12 protein-coding genes are annotated in these 21742 nt (G+C 41.0%); all 12 read right to left on the reverse strand.

Going from position 1 to position 21742, the window contains the following annotated elements:
* Positions 1-135 precede the first annotated feature (135 nt).
* The 12 genes from HMPREF0106_RS15585 to HMPREF0106_RS15530 all read right to left on the reverse strand — a co-directional run bounded on the left by HMPREF0106_RS15585 (position 136) and on the right by HMPREF0106_RS15530 (position 21680).
* Entirely contained in the window at positions 136-3456 is a 3321-nt protein-coding gene (locus HMPREF0106_RS15585; protein WP_009039635.1) for an MGH1-like glycoside hydrolase domain-containing protein, read from the reverse strand.
* Positions 3457-3488: 32 nt separating this feature from the next.
* Positions 3489-4412, reverse strand: coding sequence for a glycoside hydrolase family 43 protein (locus tag HMPREF0106_RS15580; protein ID WP_009039636.1), 924 nt, complete (start codon positions 4410-4412; stop codon positions 3489-3491).
* Between the two features lie 205 nt (positions 4413-4617).
* Entirely contained in the window at positions 4618-5286 is a 669-nt protein-coding gene (locus tag HMPREF0106_RS15575; protein ID WP_004300481.1) for a DUF3826 domain-containing protein, read from the reverse strand.
* Between the two features lie 2 nt (positions 5287-5288).
* Positions 5289-7028 (reverse strand): thrombospondin type 3 repeat-containing protein, encoded by a 1740-nt coding sequence (locus HMPREF0106_RS15570; RefSeq protein WP_008770997.1) that lies wholly within the window; start codon positions 7026-7028, stop codon positions 5289-5291.
* 326 nt (positions 7029-7354) lie between these two features.
* Complete coding sequence (locus tag HMPREF0106_RS15565) at positions 7355-8209, reverse strand: DUF6261 family protein (RefSeq protein WP_004311799.1); 855 nt, start codon at positions 8207-8209, stop codon at positions 7355-7357.
* Positions 8210-8661: 452 nt separating this feature from the next.
* A complete protein-coding gene (locus HMPREF0106_RS15560; protein ID WP_009039637.1) occupies positions 8662-10854 on the reverse strand; it encodes a RagB/SusD family nutrient uptake outer membrane protein in 2193 nt (730 codons plus the stop codon).
* A gap of 12 nt (positions 10855-10866) precedes the next feature.
* Entirely contained in the window at positions 10867-14253 is a 3387-nt protein-coding gene (locus tag HMPREF0106_RS15555) for a SusC/RagA family TonB-linked outer membrane protein (RefSeq protein WP_004311797.1), read from the reverse strand.
* A gap of 29 nt (positions 14254-14282) precedes the next feature.
* Positions 14283-15719 (reverse strand): DUF4992 family lipoprotein, encoded by a 1437-nt coding sequence (locus HMPREF0106_RS15550; RefSeq protein ID WP_008640536.1) that lies wholly within the window; start codon positions 15717-15719, stop codon positions 14283-14285.
* A 171-nt stretch (positions 15720-15890) separates the two neighbouring features.
* Positions 15891-16784: a sugar phosphate isomerase/epimerase family protein gene (locus HMPREF0106_RS15545; RefSeq protein WP_004300476.1), complete on the reverse strand. Its 894-nt coding sequence runs from the start codon at positions 16782-16784 to the stop codon at positions 15891-15893.
* Positions 16785-17085: 301 nt separating this feature from the next.
* The gene (locus tag HMPREF0106_RS15540; protein ID WP_004306231.1) at positions 17086-19359 is read right to left on the reverse strand and encodes a GH92 family glycosyl hydrolase; all 2274 of its coding nucleotides are present in this window, start codon (positions 19357-19359) and stop codon (positions 17086-17088) included.
* Positions 19360-19366: 7 nt separating this feature from the next.
* Entirely contained in the window at positions 19367-20335 is a 969-nt protein-coding gene (locus HMPREF0106_RS15535) for a 1,4-beta-mannosyl-N-acetylglucosamine phosphorylase (protein ID WP_009039638.1), read from the reverse strand.
* A gap of 16 nt (positions 20336-20351) precedes the next feature.
* The gene (locus HMPREF0106_RS15530; protein WP_009039639.1) at positions 20352-21680 is read right to left on the reverse strand and encodes an MFS transporter; all 1329 of its coding nucleotides are present in this window, start codon (positions 21678-21680) and stop codon (positions 20352-20354) included.
* Positions 21681-21742 lie beyond the last annotated feature (62 nt).

Genomic DNA, 21742 nt, shown 5'->3' on the forward strand with positions numbered 1-21742 from the left:
CCAGCCACAAGCCCTGAAAGGGCGGAACCGTATACAATTATGCCCTTTCAGGGCGCAAATTCAGATTGTCGTTTTTACGTAGGGCGTTGCCCTACGCTATATAATTAAGCCCTTTCAGGGCACTCCGCAAAATTATCATTTAAGTGCATTTTCACAAACGATTTTTGTCAATGTATTCGCCTGCCCTACTTCCTTACCATCTACAAAAATGCGCAATCCTTTTCCGCAATGATAGCGATCACCATTCTTATCCCAAAGAATCGTCAGATTATGACCATGATATAATACATTATCCAAGCAGAACCAATCCCACTTGTCGGCAGGAATTAAGGGGTTCACTTCAATCGTATTATCCAAACGTGGACGAAGCCCGATCAGCCCTGTAATTATCAGGTCGTTGAAAGTGGAATGATTATAATAACGGCTACGTTCCTGATCTCCTTTCAGCCAATAACCGGTCACCTCATCCAAATATTCACCAATATAGGGACGACCACGATGATACTGTGATTCCACATACAATTCCATCTGACGGAAATATACACTGTCAGACAATACAGTCTGCGGATAATTATTCATAAAGTTAGCCATTGCTGTCAATGTCTGTGCGGAAGCAAACGGCCAGATAGCACCGTCCCACTCACACTTGCCTACTCCACGTGTACGGAACTCCGGATGACGACGTTCTGCAGTTGTCAATCCATAAGGAGCAGAGAAGCCTTTTTCATCCATAATTTCTTTCCAGGCAATTTCATACTTTTGGGTGGTATCCGGCAGGTTGAAATACCAGGGAATATATCCGATTGCTTCACGCACATTCGCGGAAGAGTCCGTACGCATCGTCTCAAAAAACTGATGACGTGTATTCCACAATTCATTTTCTACCAGATTTTTCAAAGTATCTGCTCTCATGCCATATTTCATAGCCATCCCCTCATCACCGGAAAGAATTCCTATACATGAAAGTGCTTTAGCATTGCCATACATATAACTATTGATTGTCGGCCGGGCATATTTCTTCCTCCGTCCGCCACTGATTGATTCTTCCATACCATCCTGTACGTCACCCTGCCAATACAATCCGTTCTTCAAACGGTTCGTACGTTCCCAACGCTGGTATTCGGTTTCCAGATCTTTCTTCATATCCAGCAGATAGTCCTTATCACCATCTACCATGTAACGAGCCAAAACAGCATCTGCGTTCCATGAGCTGAACTTATCCATTTTCTTCATCGGACCGCCATCATTGCCACGATACCATGTATGAATAATCTGATCCAAATATTTCGGATCACGCAACCAACGGCTTTCATAAATGTGATGTCCAATAGCACAAGCAATCAAATTATATTTATCAGAATAAGAACGCTGAACGAGAAACTCGGTCATGCCATAGCCAACAGGAGTCTCCTTGATATGCTTACGCAATGACCACCAACGATAATAATACATTTCTTCAAAGTTATGTTGCGGACACTCGAACAAAGGAATATTTTCCTCCATCCATTCCGAAGCCTTTGCATTGGGAATTGCCTGAACAATATTTTCGTCTTCCATACCGTTGAAATAGTCTGCATAATGACTGAAGTCAGCATACTTTAAAAAAGCAGAAGACGCATCTTTATCTGCAGAAGATGTTTTCACATTGGCAATGCCATATTCAGCCAATGGATCTTGCGCACCTGCATTCGGCAGATCATAAGTCTGGTCGGCAGGAGTATCTACAGTCGGGAATGTACGAGGTACGCCAGTACGGAATACGATTCGCTCCACAGCAGCCACGGGCGCATAGAACATACGCAGCCCTACTCTCTTGCCATCTACATATACTTGAATATTACGATCAACAGTAGAAAGGACTGCTTCTACATGATAAACCTTTCCTGCTTCATATTTCATCATATTTGCAAACCGGGAGCCGCCTTTCAATCGGAAAATGCCATCATCAGTAAGTTCCATACGAGAACAGGCTATTCCATTCTCATCCAGAAATTCAATCTGGAGTGTGCCTTTATTATTCTGGCCGGCTTTCAAATCAAATGATACTTTCAATTCTTTAGAAGCCGGAATTTTACGTTCCACTTTGGCATAATCAAACGGATCTTTATCCTGCAACTTCAACCATTGATCCTCCAAAGAAACAGGAGCCCAAACCGGAGAATAAATATTCCAGTCAGTCAGTTCCGCAATTGATTTATTTTTAGAGAAATCATCATCCGCATGTGCTGAAGCATTTATTTCCACCGGGACAGGAATACGGGAAATCCACATATCTTCCTTGTTCACACTGTAAGAAACCCACAAATCACCATCGGCAGGTACCCCATTGCCTTCCTGAATACCACGTGGATATTGAGGACCGTATGATTTATAATTTCCTCCATAACGCATGGGAGTGATTTCACCATGCACCAGATTCAATGTTGTATATTCCAATCCATCTTTACTCAAAGATATAGCCAGCGGCCAACGAAATTCCGACGGATTATATACAGTGGCGTATGTACCATCACTTAAACGCTGCCCCCAAATTTTCGCATTGCTATTGACGAAACCTTTTGCACGAAGCACAGGCTCTGCCCAAGTATGTCCGCCATCCTCACTGATAGAGGTAAGCGCATGTTTCCAAAGACTGGCAATACGTCCATCCGGCAATGTATAACAATTGAATGCTTTGTATCCTTTCTTCAGCGGGAGAATAGGATCTTCACGGTCGGCTTCTTCCACCCACTGCATCATATACAGCGGATTGTCAAGAATTTCCTGGCAAGCCTTCACAAACTCACGATCCTTGCTTTTCTTAAAATACGGATAATCAGTATTCTTTTCATTAAATCCATGATTATAATAAATGAAATAGATCGGTCCGTAAGAACCGTCTTTCTTTATTTCACGAACCACCCGGCCAATACCGTTTCCATCATTGGGATCATCTTTTTTATCCAAAGCAACTCCATAATTTCCCATTGTAATCAGCTTGCCGGATTTAGAAACATAGAATCCGACACGCTGGTGCATAATGGCAATCAGATCTTTGGCCTGCACACCCGGACGAGACTCTTTGGTGTATCCATCGGGAACTTGATAAGGAGGAAACACTATTTCCGGATTTGTCCAGCGATATCCATCTTTCGATGTCATTAGAAAAGTCTGTGAAGGCGGTACGTGTTCGTCAGAAGGATCTGCCAGGTATTGATAGAAAAACTGTCCATTCCAATAAGCCAGCATCGGCTGATGATTATACGTCCATCCATTGCCGTTCGAAGCATCGGGATGTTCACGATTGGCACGCACCAACTGAATGTTATGTACTCCGACTACCGGAGACAGTTGTCCGTCGTGACAAGCAGGGTTCGATAATTCTTTTCCTGTATAATGAATTCTATCTTGTGCAAAGGCTGTAGTAGTCAACCAACCGGCAGCCAGTACAAAAAGAATTTTAGCAGAGTTGTTCATGATTTATTTCTGATTTTAAATTAGTTCCAGATTTATTTCTTTTCTTCCAGCAATGCCTTTACTACTGATTCCGGAGCTTTGAATATTGTTCCATGCTTATGTCCTACAGGGATGCTTACCTCTTCTGTTACATCTGTAAAGTTCCGGAAATCCTTCGTACGCATAGCGCCATATATTTTTTTCTTATATACATCAAAGTAGATTAGATAATCGTCGCCCAACTTCTCTACAGACGGGCCTTCTACAAAGGATTCAGTGAAAGGCTGGGATGCGGGCGAATAAGGACCGGTCATAGAATCGGAAAAAGCGATTTTCAGATTACGTTCCGGACGGGTGTTATCCTTGAGTACCATTACATAGTCATTCTTTGCCCGTTTCACGATAACGGCATCAATGGTGCTGAATCCCGGATCATACAAAAGTTTTGCTTTCGAAACGGTTTTAAAATCTTTTGTAGTGATATAGTATAAACGATGATTATTATTCTCTTCTTCTATTCCCTTTTCGAAACGTCCGGGGACACAGGAAGCCCATACGACCATGAACTGATCGTTCTCGTCGTCATAGAAAATTTCCGGAGCCCATACATTAATGGTAGTCGGTTCGTTTACCATTACAGGAATCATCTGTTGTTCCGACCAATGGATCAAATCTTTAGAATGTGCGTAGCCAAATCCTAAATCACCTTTCCAACTTGTAGTCCAGACCAAATGGTAGGTTCCATCCGGAGTACGTACCATCGAGGGATCCCGCATGAGCTGGTGCTGTCCCAGTTCCGGCTTTAGCCAAACTCCCGGAATACTGTCCCAGTGAATTCCGTCCTCACTATATAAGTATCTTAACCCCTCATCAGCCGGTTCATGAAACGAAGTGAACATGTAGTAGTCTTTGTTCCCCCCACAAGAAGCCAGAAACAGAAGACTTATTGCGGCTAATGTATTTCTTAACTTTTTCATTTCTATATTCTATATTTGTATCTTTTATACAGAGGAGACGATGGAAAGCGCCGTTTGTACTCAAATATACTAGAAGAATCAATAGATTCAAAATTTATATACGATAAAAGGGCGACTCTCCGAGCCACCCTTTCCACCATCAAACAAACTAACCATTTACAATGGGAAAGAATTTCACTTCTTTTTATAGTATCTTATTTTTTAATTATATAGAACCTCCACGGGCTTTTATACGTTTATACCATTCCTCTCGTTCTTTCTTCAGGTCATATCCACGTTTAGCCAGATAGTTGTTGATACGTCCTTTGTATTTTCCGAAAGCAGCGTGTTTCTTATTCGAATTTTCTGCATCCAACGCAAATTCACGAGCCTCTATCAACCAAGCATAGATTTGAGCTTTTTCTTCTTCTTTCAAAGTAGGAATCATGTCCAGATGTGAGTCATAAGTCACTTTTACTACTCCATAAGTCATGCCATCCTTAACGGCTTCTATTTGCTTTTCATCAAGAAAGAGAGATAAATTGGCAGGAAAAGCGAAATGTGAACGATATAGCGCCGCATCTTTTTCATTTTCCGCAGCTTTCAAAGCTTCATTTTTAGCCTCACCAGTCAACCCGGATTCTTTTACTTTCTTGACTTTCGCATCCCGCACCTCATAAATATCATTTAATTCGAAGTAACGATTGGCTATGACATTGCGAACATCTTCGGCTATTTTCGCATCTGTAAGTCCGAGTTTATCAACGATCTTTTGTGATCGGCCGACAATAGACTTTACATATTCAGGATCACGATTCTCTTTATTTAAGTCGACTGCCTGCGCAGACATCCAACCGGAAATAAAAAGCAATGATAGTATCAGTATCTTTTTCATAATTACATTAATTTTCCTTTTTCAGCCAATGTATCGTAGTTGTTCTTCATATCTCTCCAATCTACTTTATGCTTTGTGCTGATACCGTTGATATATTTTTCAATATTCGTATATCCGTCACCAGTACAGTCTTTATTGGCATCACTCGGATCGTTCGGATTTAATCCGTTAGCAATTTCCCATTCGTCCGGCATACCATCTTTGTCTGTATCAACATAAGGAGTACCTTTGTATTCAGGATACCCCCCCATCTGGCGAACATCAGTAATAATACCCTGCTTATAAGAATCTTTCGGCAAACGACGATACTTGAACTGTCCGTCTTCCCCCATTGACTTAGGAGACAAACCTGTCAAGTCACCATAAGCGTCTTTAGGAAGTTTCTTTTCATAATAAGGAATACCTGTTCTTACTTCTTCAATCACACGTTCGTCAACAATATCACGACAAGGAATATTCGCACCTACATGTTTCAATACATAGTCATAAGCATCTTTAGCCCCCATGATATTGATATACGGCATCTCGAACGGCTGGTAGCTACGCATGTATTCAGTATATCCGTCAGTGTTCGGTTGAGTTTCAATCTGAATACCGCCATTCCAGTTGTCTTTAGTTATTTCAGGATAGCCTTCCATTATATTTCCGTCGGCATATACTCGCCCATATTCTTTATGATCCAGCTTACTACGTCCTGCTTCCGGTTTCAAAATACGATGTCCTACATTGGAATCCTTAGGAGTAGCAGGTCCCGGTTTGTAGTAGTTGTTAATCATATTGAACATCGCGGTATAATCACCACCATCAGAAGAACGGTGCACCCAATTGAATACTACATTATTAACGAAATTGAATATGCCATTCCAGCCGATAGAAGGATTACGTCCGGAGTTACTAGCCCAAAGGTTACGGGCAAATGCACAGTTCTCACCACCTAACGTACTACCAAACGCATGATTGTATGTATCTAACGCTTTTGCCGAGATAGTATTTTGAATAGTTACGTTTACAGTAGGAAGTTTCAAGTCTTTGCTTTCATATTGTCCTTCACTCGGGTCGTACATGTGGCGATAGAAAGAAATGTTTTCATCCAATCCCCACGTACAGGAGCAGTGGTCGATCATTATATTACCAACAGGGTTACCTCCGAAAGAGTCATCACGATGCCATACTTTCGTTTCTCCACGACGGAAACGCATGTGACGTACAACAACATCATGTGTATCTACCCAAAATGACTCGCCGGCAATACAAACACCGTCTCCCGGAGCTGTTTGCCCTGCAATGGTTACATAGGGAGCACGGACGATAATCGGAGATTCCAGACGGATGATACCGGCAACATTAAATACGATAATACGTGCACCACCAGTTTCACATGCTTCACGGAAAGAGCCCGGTCCACGATCATTCAGATTTGTGACAGTTATCACTTTACCTCCACGACCACCGAAACTGTACATACCACCACCTTCAGCACCTGGGAATGAAGGGATATCAGCCTGTGGCAAATCGTACGGACGACCAGCCCAAGGAATATATGGACGTCCTTCTCTAGCTTCTTTTTGTACTATCGGCAACGCTTTTGCCCATGCTTCATCAGAGCGTTTCCGCTCTTCAGTCATCATTTTTGTATAGTTTTCTTTGGCTTCGCCAGATATTTGTGGGTATTGCGCCCATGCAACGGTCGGAGTCAACATTGTTGCAGCAAAAACTGCTAAAAGTACCTGTTTCTTCTTCATTTTTATTTGGTTTTGTGAAGTTGTTAATTCAAAAATACAATAATAAGACGAAAGAAGAAAAGATTTGTAATCAGTGATGATGATCTTTTATCAAATGCGGGGGAGAGAAACGACTTTCCAGTCTCCAATGGTCCGTGTAGTACTATCGAGAATCACTTTGCTGAAAAGTGTCTTTTTCTGCCGGTCATTTCTCTATCGGAAGAAAAAACGACGAAGGAAGGAATGTGTCACACACGAAATCCGAATAACCGGAATAGCTTGGTGTAAAAGAAAAGAGGGAATCTTAAGATTCCCTCTTTTCACATTTTCTCTTCTATTGGCTGCCGTCAGAGAGCCGGATCGGGAGCTTCGCCACTGTCGCTGCCACCGGAAGGAGGAGTTACTCCACCGCCTTCATCAGGATCGGGAGCTTCACCTTCACCAGGCGTTATCGTTCCGTTGCCTCCGGAAGGCTTTGAGGGAGCCGTAATACCTTTACGACGATTATAAGCAGCTTTTGTTTCGGCTATGACTTGGTTGAGAGCAGTAAGAAACGCTGAAGCTTCCGTTATGGAGGGAGTCAGTATATTGACAGCGGTTATGTGCATCACCAAGTCATCGTAGAGTGAATCAAGCTGCGCACGCACAGTCTTTGAGTCCGCAACCGATTCTGCTGTACGAGTAACGGAACGGGCGTCTGTCAGTGCCGAATAGTTTTTATTGGCGGTTTCGAGTGCCGTTAATATGGCATCCAAATTGAGTGCCGTAACGGCGGTTTTCACGGCTTCCTTGCGGAAATCAAGCAGTAGTCCGCTGATGGCTGCCGTTTCCTCCATATTGCGCATGCGTGCCAGTCCGGTATAAGGGCGCACCGTGATTTCCAAGGTATTATATGCATCTCGTTGCGCTGCCAACGGTGAGTTTTTGGCCGCACGGACAGTAGCCAACAAATAACTGACATACGAATCGCGTTCGGCATCCAGTTTCAGTAAATCCTTTGTTTCGGCGTTGGCCGTGGAACGGTTCACCAGGTCTTCCATTTGTACCAACTTCGGCTTGATGCTGTTCACGATGTTTGTTACTGTCAGTTTGGAAATACTTCCTGCGGTGAGGAGTGTCAGCACACGATTCATGAAATTGGTGTACTCAGTGTTGTTCAGTTGTGACAGTGTGATACCGTCTGCTTTTTGATAACTTCCCATAATTTTTTCTTTAGGAATTCATACTTGTTCTATCTATCTCTAAAAAATTCGAAATCCGGACAAGCCTACGAAATGGTTGCTGTAAATTCGCGGACGTTTTGCATACCTGTGAAAGCATTTTTTAAAATTTGCAAGCGTTTTTCAAGCTTACAAAAGCGATTTTAAAAGTTTTCCGGCATTTTACAAGCTTGGAAAAGCGTTTCTGGAAGTTTGCAGGCATTTAGCAGGCTCGGGGAAGCGTTTTGAGAAGTTTGCAAAGGCAAAGATAACTAAAATCAGCTGATTTAACTAACAAAAATTCACCAATTCCTGCCGTCTTCTCAAAGAAAAGAGGGAGGAACCGGTGAATTTCTATGGTTTTCGATGCCGAAGCATCCCCTGTGATTCATCTCCGATGTAATTATCCCTGCACCGAAATGCAGGGATAATTATATCGAAGGGAGTTGAGATTTTTATTCAGCCAGCGGGTCGAAAGTACCGTTTGCGCCACCGTTGTTGTAATCTCCCCAGCCGATGGTTTGCAGTAATGTACTATTGTTACCCTGGATACCTTGGGAGAAACCAAGGATATAATACCTTGGAAGGAACGAGATATACAGTGGAGAATGGCTATCATCATAAGAGTCGCCTTTCTTTGTCTTACGGGTCAAATAATTTGAATAAAATTCTTTCAGCCTATCCTGTTCGCCGGCAAGATCCTTTCTCAAATCCATTGCAGCCGGACGGGTAATTCCAGCTTTTACTAACGGATCGTTGTCAACGTTTGTTCCACCAATGCCACCATTTACAGTTGTACGGAATTCAAGATTCTCGCGACGTTGTCCGTTGAGTGGCTTAAAGCCAAGATATGTACATGTGTTTCCACCCCAGCCAGTCAGTTTCCAAGTAACAGGCGCACCTTCAGGAAGTTCTACGCCGCCATCAAACAACATCCAGCGACGCATATCATCGAAACGTTTTCCTTCGTATGCCAGTTCGATTTGACGTTCATACATGATGGCCGCCATACATTTAGCCTGGTCACCATCCAAACCAGCTTCCAATCCATAATTATTTTCAGCTTTATAACCAACACGAGCACGGATTTTTTGTAATTGATCAACGGCAACTCCCATCTCACCTGCATTACATGCTGCTTCTGCATAATTAAGTAATACTTCCGCATATCTAATCTCCATATACGGCGCGGCAGAACGTGTGAAGCCCCCGGACTTTTCATCATAGACATAACGGGCAGTTGCATTCACATCTCTGTCATCAGAGCGTTTACGTACATAAAAACCTTTTACATCATTAAGGAGACCATCAGCGCCATAGGTCACACTGCTATTGGCTTCAATATCATCTACATAAGCTGCATCCGTATACCAGGTATAGTTCCAAAGTTCATAATCAGGACCATTGTGCGGGTATCGGTTCCCTTGTGTCGTAGGATTACCGACAAACGACCAACGAACTCCCGGGAAAGCGAATGTACGATAGAAGCGCGGATCACGATCGACGAAAGGAAATTCGCGATAATAAGGTATATCTGATTTAGTTAACGTATTGTATGTTTCACAAGTTGCAGGTATCTTGCCGTCAGACATAGGAAACATATCTACCAACATGGCGGAAGGTGTTTTGCCACCTCCTCCTCTAGCATTGTACGGCCGGATGCCATTTTCCCATGTATTATTCTTACGATAATCAGGAACTCCTTCCGTCAGCGTGTTGTGTAGCGTTACAAATACAGCTTCTTGACTCGGCACTTCAGTAAAAAGATTAGCCCAACCGGAAGCGTTCACACCGGGATTACTTTCATTAGCCAAGCCATATCCGGCAGCTGTCAGCACGTCAATAGATCTTTTTATATCATTGTAAGCCTGTGTCCAACGAGACAAATCATTGGAGCGATTAAATAACGGACTGGCATATAGTACACGTACTCGACCCAACAAAGCCACTGCTGTACCGGAAGTAACACGACCGTAATTATCACCAGACATCCATTGTCCGGCTCCCGTAAAAGGTGCTAACAATGTTTCAGCTCTCTCCAAATCGTCACAAATAAATTTGAAACAATCCTTTGCGGAAGAACGGGGAACAACAGAACTTTCAACAGGTTCCTGTACTTCCGTAATGATGGGCACACCACCATACCATTTCACCAAATTATAATAGCACCATGCACGAAAGAAGTAAACCTGCCCTAACAACTCATTCTTTTCTTCCTGCGAAAGCGTGCTTCCTTCAATGCCTGCAATGACATCATTAATATTACGAATACGTCCATAAGCGGAAGTTATAGGATCACCTTTCGTTCCTTCAAAGTAATCAGGTACAGGATTATTTCCGGTTTGATAAGTCAACGGCTTGAGTGGATCGACAAAAGCACTGAATCCACTATATTCTTCAGTCGACTTAGATTGGTCGTCTGCTAAACCGGTACTGTTATACATTGAACTGGGAGTAGCCTTAGGATCTGGCAGACATACTCTATAAACATCTGCTACACGTCCCAGTGCACCACTCCAATAATTATAAGCATCGGCAGTAGTGCTGTCAAAGTTCTGCTTGTCTTGCATGAACTGGTCGCTACAAGAAGTAAACGCAGTCATCGCCCAAAAAGCTACGCTGATACGGAATATATTTTTTCTTTTCATTTTACTGTTCTTTTAGAATGTTAAATTAACACCAATCGTGAATTTACGCAGGGTAGGATAATTCCCATAAGTAGTCATCGGATCAATAAAATTATCCGGATAAGGATTATAGAAACTTAATAGATTCTGTCCTGTAATGTTAAAACGGCAACTTTCGATACCTATCATTTTTGTATATTTTGACGGTATACGGTAAGCTAATGTAACGCGATTCAGTTTGACACGTGTTCCGCTTACTCTCCAGAAAGAAGAAGTTACTGCATTCACGCTGCCCCATCTCAAGTTCGGATATTTTCCATTGCGATTGGCTTTCACCACTACATTACCTGCTGCATCTACTACGTCGTTATACACAAACATATTGTCTGTAGTCCAGAACGAAGGCATATTTGCATATTCCAAATCATTATACTTATTAGCCGATGTTCCTTGGTTTCCTAAAGAAATTGCATCATCAGGCAAGAAACTATAACCACCCCAGCTCGCATTAAACTGAGCTGTCAAAGAAAGCCCCTTCCATTCTGCGTTCAGGTTCATTGTCATGCTGTAAGGATTGCTTCGATTAGATAACCGTACTTGGTCATCTTCAGAGCTAACCACACCATCCGGTCCGGCGTATGTACCATCATCTTGTCTGGCTCCACGCACGTCTTTATAAATCAACATACCCGGTTTTACATCTTCTTTAACGTTACCCATATAGGAAGTAATATTGTACTTGGCAAAATACTCGTCAATATCCTGATAGCTGCGGAACATACCGATACACTGCATACCCCAGATGCCTTGATCCAAACGATCACCCTTCTTATAGCTCTTATAAGTAGGCTTCTGATCCCAGTCTCTTACCAAAATCTCATTATCACTATACCCGGTGTTCAACTGAATTTTATACTTAAAATCCTTACCTATCTTGTCTCTCCATGTAGCAGACAGTTCGACACCATAAGTATTCAATTCTCCATAATTCACTTTCGCAGAATTAGCTCCCACTGTAGATGGAACAGAGGCATTATAACTAAGCAACATCTCACGGTTCCATTCATAGTAAGCGTCAATATTGAATGATAAACGATTATCGAGAACATTGAAATCAAGCCCCAAATTACCTTTATAAGATTTATCCCAATGAGCATCCCGATTGATTGCTGCATTGTTTTTATTCATTGTGAGGTGACTACCGGCATTGGCCTCTGTACTAGTGCCAAATACTGGCCCTTTATCCTTATCTGTTCCGTAAGTCTGCAACCATTGCCATGCTGTTGTATTATCACGACCGGTCAAACCAAAAGATGCACGCAACTTTAAGTAATCAATCCATGTAACGTTCTTAGTAAACCATTCTTCTTGTGAAACCACCCAACCAGCAGATACTGACGGGAAAAATCCCCAATAATTTTCAGGAGCAAACTTGGTGGAAGAATCCGAACGAAGCAGGAACTCCAGTAAATATTTGTTATCATAAGAATAATTCAAACGACCGATATAAGATAAATTACCCGACTCAAAACGAGTGAATTCTGTACTAGGAGTACTATTCCAGTCTACCGAATTAGATTGTCCTGTCGTAAATTCGTATGGGTTAGTAACCATACCGTACAAATATTCTGTTTCTGATTCAGACTTTTCAATGGAGAATAAACCTCCTACAGAATGTAGTCCGAAATCCCTATTATATGCTGCAGTAAAGTTCATCTGATAGTTATCCGAACGAGTCATGGAACGAGACAAATATCCAGTAATATCACTTGTACTGGAGTTAACCACCGGTTTTCCACTATTTGCCAAATAAAAACTAGTATTTTCAAATGCACTGTTATCCGCTCCTTCAATTGGAGTATACAAATGTTCTCCACTACCAGAACGAGTCTCCAAATAATAAAGATTATAAGAAGTACCATAATCATTTGTCTTATTCGTATTGACACTCTTCGAATAAGTAAACTTCAATTTCAGTCCTTTCAACCATTTATTCCATCCGAAATCGTATTCCAACCCGGCATTAATATTCATGTTTGATGTCATGTTTCGTTTATAGTCGCCATTATTCTGAAGTACATTGAAATTGTAATTCTGAATATTACTTACCGATGAATTAGTAGGACCGTAAGCAGCTACCGCATATTCACCCACATATTCGGGAATATAATAAGGATGTGTCAACAGCGTATTGTAATCTTTCTCTGCAGACGAACCTCCGACCTGATTCAGAGGAGTATTTTTCTTTCCATAATCACCGGAGACCTGTACATTCGCTTTTATCCACTTGCTGATTTTCACATCTACACCAGCACGGTAATTCCAACGATTGTAATCCAGCTTACCTAAGTTACCATCCTGATCAAAATAAGAAATTCCGGCAAAATAACTGGCTTTTTCAGTAGCACCGCTCAGGTTTACACTATGCTGCTGCGTCAATGCGGATTCCCAATATTTATCCAGTAAATCATAGTGCAAACTTTTCATGGCATTCAACTCATCCTGCTGAAAAATAGCTCTTAACGGATCAATACTTGTCTCCGTCGGGTCAGCCATACGTACTGCATTCCATAACTTGCCATACTCATACGCATTCAACATCTTAGGACGAGATACTTCATCTGTAATACCAAATGTTCCATTATATGAAATTTTAGGCGCACCTAACTTTCCCTTTTTTGTGGTTACCAGAATAACACCATTTGCTGCACGAGCACCGTAAACTGCTGCAGAAGCATCCTTCAAGATAGAAATACTTTCCACAACTGATGGATCTAAGTTGTTAAACGCTTCCGCACCCAAATTAGTATAAGTACTTCCCACTTTTACTTCCGTAGGATAAATGTAACCATCAATAACATACAATGGCTGCAGGTTGGTACCTCCCATTTCTTCCAACTCACCATTCTGACGAATAGTAATCGTAGCGTTTTGTCCCGGACGAGTATCACCTCCGTTTACAGAGATACCATTTGCCAAACCGCTCAATGTACTGGCCAAACTTCCACTTGAAATATCCTGAATATCATCAACGGGAACAGTGGCGATAGCACCAGTCAAATGCGCTTTCTTCTGCGTACCATAACCCACAACTACAACTTCATCCAATTGCTGCGTATCTTCCTTCAAGATGATCTTTGTCAATTTGAATGGAGCAGAAAAACGTTGTGGTACATATCCTATATAAGAGATTTCCACTTCCTTACCATCAGGAACATTCAATGTGAAATTTCCATCTAAATCCGTTATTGTTCCCACTGTTGTTCCTACAACCTTTATGGCAGCTCCAATAATAGGTTGCTCGGTCTCATCCAGCACAACTCCTTTGAATGTTTTAGTATTCTGTGCTATTGTCGGCAAAGCCATCACAAAAGCTAGAAGCAGGCTGATACTGATTCTATATATATTCTTATGTTTCATCTTTATCGTATTCTAGATTTATTATCTTTTTAATTTAACCAACGCGGGTCGCCACTACCATGAGCAAATACTTCGGGAGCACTCGGAGTAAAATCACCGTTTGCAGCATCAGCGAATCCCGGATCCACGCCATAAGCAGAATTGCTCTTATCACCATCCGCACGATTTGAAGTCTCATCCAGTGGCAATGCGCCATTGTACCAATAACAGTTATTTTCAAAAGTTGCAGCTACCTTTGTACCCTGCATTCTTATACGACGATTGAAATTTCCCGAAAATGAGTCAATAAACAAATTGTTCTTTGAAATTACCTCATTATGTGTCTGTGACCAACCATTGCCATTAAAACTCTGTCCGGAATAGGAGAGATTATAGAATGTATTGCTTATAAATGTCATCGATCCTCTTGACCAACCATCATAACTGGTTGTTTGTCCACCTCCATAACGTAAAAAACGAGAACCGTTTTGGTTATGACTATAAATCGTAGAGTTACTTATTTCGAAGTCTTTCACAATCGAACTGCTAGAGTTAAAGTTTATCAGGTCAGCAGCTTGATAGCAATCTATTACACAATTTCTGATTGCAAAATTTTGAATACCATACTTCTTTCCGTTAATGTGAACTAAGTATTTTCTAACAGCCTTGATATTGCAAGATTGAATAACCATAGGATTAGTTACTTTTCCATGATCGGTTCTCTTTGTATCCAATATCTCTTCCGGAACATCACCAAACTTTAAAAAAGCCCCATCTGTCACTACATCACAATCAAAGTTGATAAACTTCAAGGCTAATCCTCCACCACAAGTAATAATAGAAGCCGGAGCAGTGAATTTCACATTCGCATTCCCGCGTGTTTTATTTCCGCGCAACTGTACATTATTTACGCCGAAGTTCAAATCTCCTGAAATATAATACGTCCCTCCTGCTTCCAGTTCGAAAGCAACTTCTGTATCTTTTCCCGTAGTCACCGGATGTTCAGCAAAATATGTAGTCAAGTCTGTACCATTAGGAACAAGCGTTGCGGCAACAAGTGTAGACCAACTGATTTCAGTGGCGGAAACGGAAGCTGTATTATTCAACTTTTCATTCCCCAATGCTGCAATCTCAACCTTATAGTTCGTATCTTCTACCCAAGGACATACTACAGCCGTCCCGTCTACAATACTGTCCTTCACTACAGCTACAGGATGATCAGGGTCATCTACAATGTACATAGAAAATTTATAACCACCTGCCCCCATAACAACAGACCAAGTAACTTTTACATTATTTTCAGTTGTAGCCAGTTTTTCAAAAGCCACATCCGATGCTTTCGGCGAATCCAATTGCGTATTCGTCACGCCACCGGAGAAGGTTTCTTCATCAAAACCATCTCCAGCGCAAGAGCCCATAAATAAAATCATCGATAAACAAGCTATGCTCCCGACAACTTTCATTTTAATCTTCATCTTACTCTTCATAGATTAAATTTTAATTTAAACAAAAATAATACATTATATCTTCAAAATCTAAAAGTTCTTTTAAGGAAAGACGTACAATCAAAAAATATGTAATCACTTAAAAGAATAAAAAAAATAGATTTTGCATTTTTTTCTCTCTCTTTGTAATATTAACTATATCATAATATCCTCCTATCTCTGTTGAAACACCTCTTTCAAATACTTAATATTCGTACTATAATTCTTTTTCACGTTCCGCACGTCATCCTTATCGCGCGAACGTTCTACCACCAGCCATCCAATCCATCCCATCTTATCCAGCGTCTTTTTCACCTTATTCATGTCCAATCGTTCATTATAAGGTAAAGTCACTCCATCTGTGTCCGTACAGTGAATCTGGCAAATCCTCTTTTTCCCCAGAATCTTCAACTCCTTGCACAAATCCCTTCCATTCTCCAATGCATTTTGAAATTTAAAATAGATCTTGATTCCGGGAGAATTAATTTCTTTCAGTAGTTTCACATCTCCTTTTGCATCCAATTGAGTTTCAATACCAATCACCACCCCTTCAGAAGCTGCCATATCTCCTACCTCCTTCAAGCGTTTTACAACTTCTGTCCGTAGTGCCGGAATCTTTTCCCATCCGGCTTTGATTCCTCCCAAAGGAAGAAAGGCAACTTTGGCATTCATCACTTTCATGGCATGAAGGCAATCCTGAACTAAATCTTTATAGTTAGCTCGTTCCAGAAAAGACTGTCCATAGAAACCGGACATAGCAATAGAAGAAACTTCTAATTGATATTTTTGAGCAGTTTCACGAAATAACTGCTGGAAATGGGGCTCGCGCAATTTATTATCAAACATTTCCCTCTTGCCAAGACCACCCATATCCAATTCTACACCGTCACCATTCAATTCATGTACCAATTGGAATGAACCGATTTTCTGACGTTTCAGAATCATCCAGTCACATACGGCTATTTTATAACGTTGTTCCTTTTGCTGCGATCCGGCAATTGCCAATAGAGGAAAACACTCTGCAAGTATCAATATCCAAAGGATATGTTTAAATAAATTTCTTCTCATTTTTTATTTTATTGCATACGATTTACATAGTAGACGTATGGAATAGATTTTTGTAATCACCTATAAAACAGAGAATAACTAAAAATACTACGGAGTATAATTTAATAAAAGTAAGATAGTGACGGTATCCAAGACAAATAGTGACGCTATCTTAGTCCGATACCGTCACTATCCCGGGCATATACCGTCACTATTTTCGAAGAAGTAATAACAGAAGTAAATGTAAAAAAATGGGCTGCCGGACTATAAGAAGTCCGACAGCCCTGTCAACCCAAAAACGATACCTATGAAACACTGTGTGTTATTTCAAATCAAACTTTAAATATTTGCCGTGAACAAGTTCATCATGTGTGATATGATATTTATTGAACTTCTTGCCATTCAATAGTACCTTATCAATATATAAAGCTCCTGGTTGAGTACGATTGGTTTCAATCACCAATTCGTTCTCTTTATACCATTTCGGATCTAACCGGATCGTTACCTTATTAAAGACCGGAGTCGTCAATGTATATTCGGGCAGTCCGGGACAATCCGGATAAAAACCGATCATATTGAAAATAGCCCAGGAAGACATCGTTCCCGTATCATCATTTCCTGGAATACCATCAGGTTTTGTTGTAAAGTACTTATCTAATAAACGCTGCGTCTCTTTCTGCGTACGCCATTCTTCACCTTTAAAGTATGAGAATAAATGAGCATAAGCAATATCCGGTTCATTTGCCGGGTCGTAAAGTCCTTCGTCAAAAACCATTTGTAGTTTATCGATAAAAGGTTTCTTTCCCCCCATTAATTTCGCCAAGCCATATACATCATGTGGTACATAGAACGTATAATTCCAGGAACTACCTTCATGGAAACCGGGATTCGGTTCAAAGTTCTCTCCTTGTCTCGGATTAAACGGGCTATAAAACGTTCCATCGGGGAGAATCGGACGGAAAGTACCAAATTCTTTACTATAATAATGTTTGTATCCTAAAGAACGTTTATAGAACATCTCTGCATCTTTCTTTTTACCTAAAGCAGCTGCAAAACGAGACAATGCAAAATCGGCAATATAATATTCCAATGCATGAGAGACGGAATTGTCATACTGTTCACGAAGGGGTACATATCCTTTAGACATATAATCATCATTATCAGGACGCATCAAGTTTTCCGCCCCCGGTAACGTAGCAGATTTGTACATTGCCTCATAAGCCAAATCAACATCAAAGTCACGCAAACCTTTCATCCAGGTATCTACAATTACCGGAATACTCGGATCACCTTCCATTGTCAATGTTTCTCTGCCATATAATTCCCACTTAGGCAACCATCCATGTTCACGATACATATCAAGCATTGTGCGCACCATTTCCATCTGACGTTCTGGATAAACCAAGGTCAGCAATTGATGAACATTGCGGTAGGTATCCCAAAGAGAAAATACGGTATAGCGATCACCTTTGGTTGTCAGGATCTTATCACTTTCCATTGCCGGATATTCTCCGTTTACATCCTGCAAAATATTAGGATGAATCAGCAAATGATAAAGCGCTGTATAAAACACAGTCTTTTGGGCATCTGTACCACCTTCCACTGTTATGCGTGACAAGTCATGATTCCATTTGGAACGTGCTTCCGCATGAATCTTCTCAAAATCCTTTCCAGCCTGTTCACGATCCAGATTCAAACGGGCATTTTCTATGCTTACAAAAGAAACTCCCATTTGTACTTCTACTTGTTCACCTTCTTCTGTATCGAAGGAGAAATAAGTACCAATGTCATCTCCTGCTATTTCTTTTCCGTAGCGAGTATAAAGTTTATACTTTCCCTGATCCTTATCCCATTCAGCCTCAACCCCCATCATCGGACGTTGTTTCTTCCAATACCCTGTTGCAGAAGGATTCTTCTTAACCCGCAATACAAAGTAAATGGGGAATACAGCTTGAGGATTATAACAAAATGTGCCAAGTAGTTTGACTCCTTCCACTTCGCTATCGCTTACACGACGAAGCATAGCGCCACTCTCATTCGTTAACCCCTCACCCAAATTCAGCAGGATGTGGCTTTTCCCTTTTGGGAAAGTAAACCGGGCAATACCGCTACGCGGAGTAGCCGAAACTTCTGTTTTTACATTATATTTAGTCAGATAATTAGAATAATAGCCCGGTGAGGCCTGTTCATCCTTATACTTACTACCATATTCTTTATAATCCACATTCAGTTCTCCGGTAGTAGGCATCAATAATAAAGAACCTAATTCCGGACAACCGACTCCACTCAAATTCACATGAGCATATCCGGTAAAGAAACAATTTGTATATTCATAAGGCGTAGACCACCATCGGGCATCTTTATCGTATGTGTTTTCGGAAGATCCCATCACATTGAAAGGAACCACAGACATCATACCATTGGGGCAAATCGCTCCCGGATTGGTCGTTCCGAAATTTGTAGTTCCGATAAAAGGATCCACATAATCTATCAAAAGACTTTTATCCGTATTTTTAAGGGGAGGGCTCCCCCCTTCCCCCGCATAGGCGGAAAGAAGGGAAAAAGCAAGTGTGTAAGTTAATATAATACGTTTCATATCTTTATTAAATGATACTCGTTCGTTTCGTAAAATCGATAATCTCTTTTATATATCCGAAGGCCATACCTACCACAGTATCTGCCGCACCATAATAAACAGCAACACGTTCACCATCTTGCAAAGCAGCACAGGGGAATACGACATTAGGAACGTCACCTTGAAGTTCGTAAGGAGCAGCCGGACCAAGCAGATATTCACGTGTACGGTAAAGAACTTTTCCCGGATGATCTTTATCCAATATGGCAGCTCCCATAGCGTAACGGAAACCATTACAAGTAGTGATTACACCGTGATAGAACAGCAACCAGCCTTCATCTGTAAGGAAAGGAACTGAACCTGCACCAATCTTCGTACACTGCCAAGCGCTTTCCGGGAAAGGAGTCACTTTCATTACACAGCGGTGTTCACCCCAATATTTCATATCCGGGCTATAGCTGATGTATATGTCGCCAAACGGAGTATGTCCATTATCACTGGGACGACTCAACATCGCATACTTGCCATCGATCTTCTGCGGGAAAAGTACACCATTACGATTGAAAGGCAAGAAAGCATTTTCGCACTGGAAAAACTCCTTAAAGTCAAAAGTATAGGCAATACCAATCGTAGGGCCATGATAACCATTACACCAAGTCACCCAATAACGGTCTTCAATCCATGTAACACGAGGGTCGTATTTATATTCCGACTCAATCATTTCCGTGTTACCTGCTTTAAACTGAATAGGTTCATGATTGATATCCCAATGAATTCCGTCCTTACTAAAACCTGCAAAGATATTCATCTGTACAGCTTTGTTATCACAACGGAATACGCCTGCAAAACCATCCTCAAAAGGAACAACAGCACTATTGAAAATACTATTAGATGAAGGAATATGATAACGTCCGATAACTGGATTTTGTGAGTAACGCCACATAACGTCCGTACATCCGACAGGACGATCTTCCCAAGGAATTTGAATTTTATTCATAATCGTTGATTTTATATTATTTATTTTTTGAGTCATCATACGTGAAAGGTATGAAATAAGTAATCAGAAAAGCTGGAATAGTTGCGATTAACACATAGATAAAGAAATTACGATATCCTAATAAGTCACTAAGATAACCACTAACCATTCCCGGAAGCATCACTCCCAGATTCATGATTCCTGAAGCAAATGCGTAATGTGACATTTGATGTTTGCCTGGAGCAATCTGTTGCATCATAAACAACGTCAGTCCGACAAAACCAAAGCCATAACCAAAATATTCCATTGTTATACAAGTTCCGATCAGATATACATTAGTAGGCTGTGCAACTGCCAAAAAGGTATAGGCTACAAACGGAAGATTAAAAATACAGCAGAGAGTAAATAGTGTCTTTTTCAATCCGAACTTAGAGACATAAATACCTGCTAACAATGAGCCTAAAACGAAAGCAGCGGAACCAAAGATACCATTTAGCGTGCCGATCTCTGTCAACGACAGTCCTAAGCCGCCTACATCCCTTGAAGCACGTAAAAACAGCGGAGCTATTTTCATGATAAAGCCTTCTGCCAAACGATATAAAATAATAAAACAGATATAGTAGAGAATATGCTTTTTAGTAAAGAAGTTAGCAATGACTGCTACCAGTTCGTGCCCAACTTCTGATGCTGTTTTCTTCGTTGTTGACGGAACCTGTGTAGAAGGTAACATTTTTATATGATAAATACCGATCAGTACCATTATTGCCGCAATTACGCCGAAAATAATCATCCATGCAGATGAATACGCTCCTTTGTTAACATCTATCGAAGCACCTTCTATTGCTCCGAAATGCTCTGCCAATGCTCCTGCCATAGCAACTAATCCTCCATTAGCAACCAATTTGGCTACATTATAAAAAGCACCCTGCACTCCGATATATTTTGCCTGATCTTCTTTGTTCAATTCAGCCATATATACACCATCACAAGCAATATCGTGCGTTGCTCCACTAAAGGCAATCACTGCCATTGTAGAGATACTTATGGCGAAAAAGTAATCGAAAAACAAAGAAAAGGCTACTACTCCAAACAATACACCACTCAATAATTCTGTAATCAATACGAAGAATTTTTTCGTACGATACATTTCAAGAAAAGGACTCCACAAAAATTTCAGTGTCCAAGGCATCATAATCAGAGAAGTCCAGAATGCAATTTGCGTATCCGAAATTCCAAGATCCTTAAACATGAAAACAGAAACCAGATTAATAGCAATAAAGGGAAGTCCCATTGCAAAATAAGCAGTAGGTACCCAGCAAGCCGGGTTAATAGTTTTTCGTTGAGAAGCAGTTTTATTCTGTTGCATAAATCATAGTATATAGATGAAAAAATTCATTTTTCTGACCCATCTATATATAATACAACTAA

The sequence above is a fragment of the Bacteroides sp. D22 genome (genome assembly GCF_000163675.1).
GTDB classification, from domain to species: Bacteria; Bacteroidota; Bacteroidia; order Bacteroidales; family Bacteroidaceae; genus Bacteroides; species Bacteroides xylanisolvens.

Bases quoted from the DNA above. Each gene is read 5' to 3' on its own strand.
- HMPREF0106_RS15585 (WP_009039635.1), bottom strand. From the start codon at position 3,456: ATGAACAACTCTGCTAAAATTCTTTTTGTACTGGCTGCCGGTTGGTTG.
- HMPREF0106_RS15580 (WP_009039636.1), bottom strand. From the start codon at position 4,412: ATGAAAAAGTTAAGAAATACATTAGCCGCAATAAGTCTTCTGTTTCTG.
- HMPREF0106_RS15575 (WP_004300481.1), bottom strand. From the start codon at position 5,286: ATGAAAAAGATACTGATACTATCATTGCTTTTTATTTCCGGTTGGATG.
- HMPREF0106_RS15570 (WP_008770997.1), bottom strand. From the start codon at position 7,028: ATGAAGAAGAAACAGGTACTTTTAGCAGTTTTTGCTGCAACAATGTTG.
- HMPREF0106_RS15565 (WP_004311799.1), bottom strand. From the start codon at position 8,209: ATGGGAAGTTATCAAAAAGCAGACGGTATCACACTGTCACAACTGAAC.
- HMPREF0106_RS15560 (WP_009039637.1), bottom strand. From the start codon at position 10,854: ATGAAAAGAAAAAATATATTCCGTATCAGCGTAGCTTTTTGGGCGATG.
- HMPREF0106_RS15555 (WP_004311797.1), bottom strand. From the start codon at position 14,253: ATGAAACATAAGAATATATATAGAATCAGTATCAGCCTGCTTCTAGCT.
- HMPREF0106_RS15550 (WP_008640536.1), bottom strand. From the start codon at position 15,719: ATGAAGAGTAAGATGAAGATTAAAATGAAAGTTGTCGGGAGCATAGCT.
- HMPREF0106_RS15545 (WP_004300476.1), bottom strand. From the start codon at position 16,784: ATGAGAAGAAATTTATTTAAACATATCCTTTGGATATTGATACTTGCA.
- HMPREF0106_RS15540 (WP_004306231.1), bottom strand. From the start codon at position 19,359: ATGAAACGTATTATATTAACTTACACACTTGCTTTTTCCCTTCTTTCC.
- HMPREF0106_RS15535 (WP_009039638.1), bottom strand. From the start codon at position 20,335: ATGAATAAAATTCAAATTCCTTGGGAAGATCGTCCTGTCGGATGTACG.
- HMPREF0106_RS15530 (WP_009039639.1), bottom strand. From the start codon at position 21,680: ATGCAACAGAATAAAACTGCTTCTCAACGAAAAACTATTAACCCGGCT.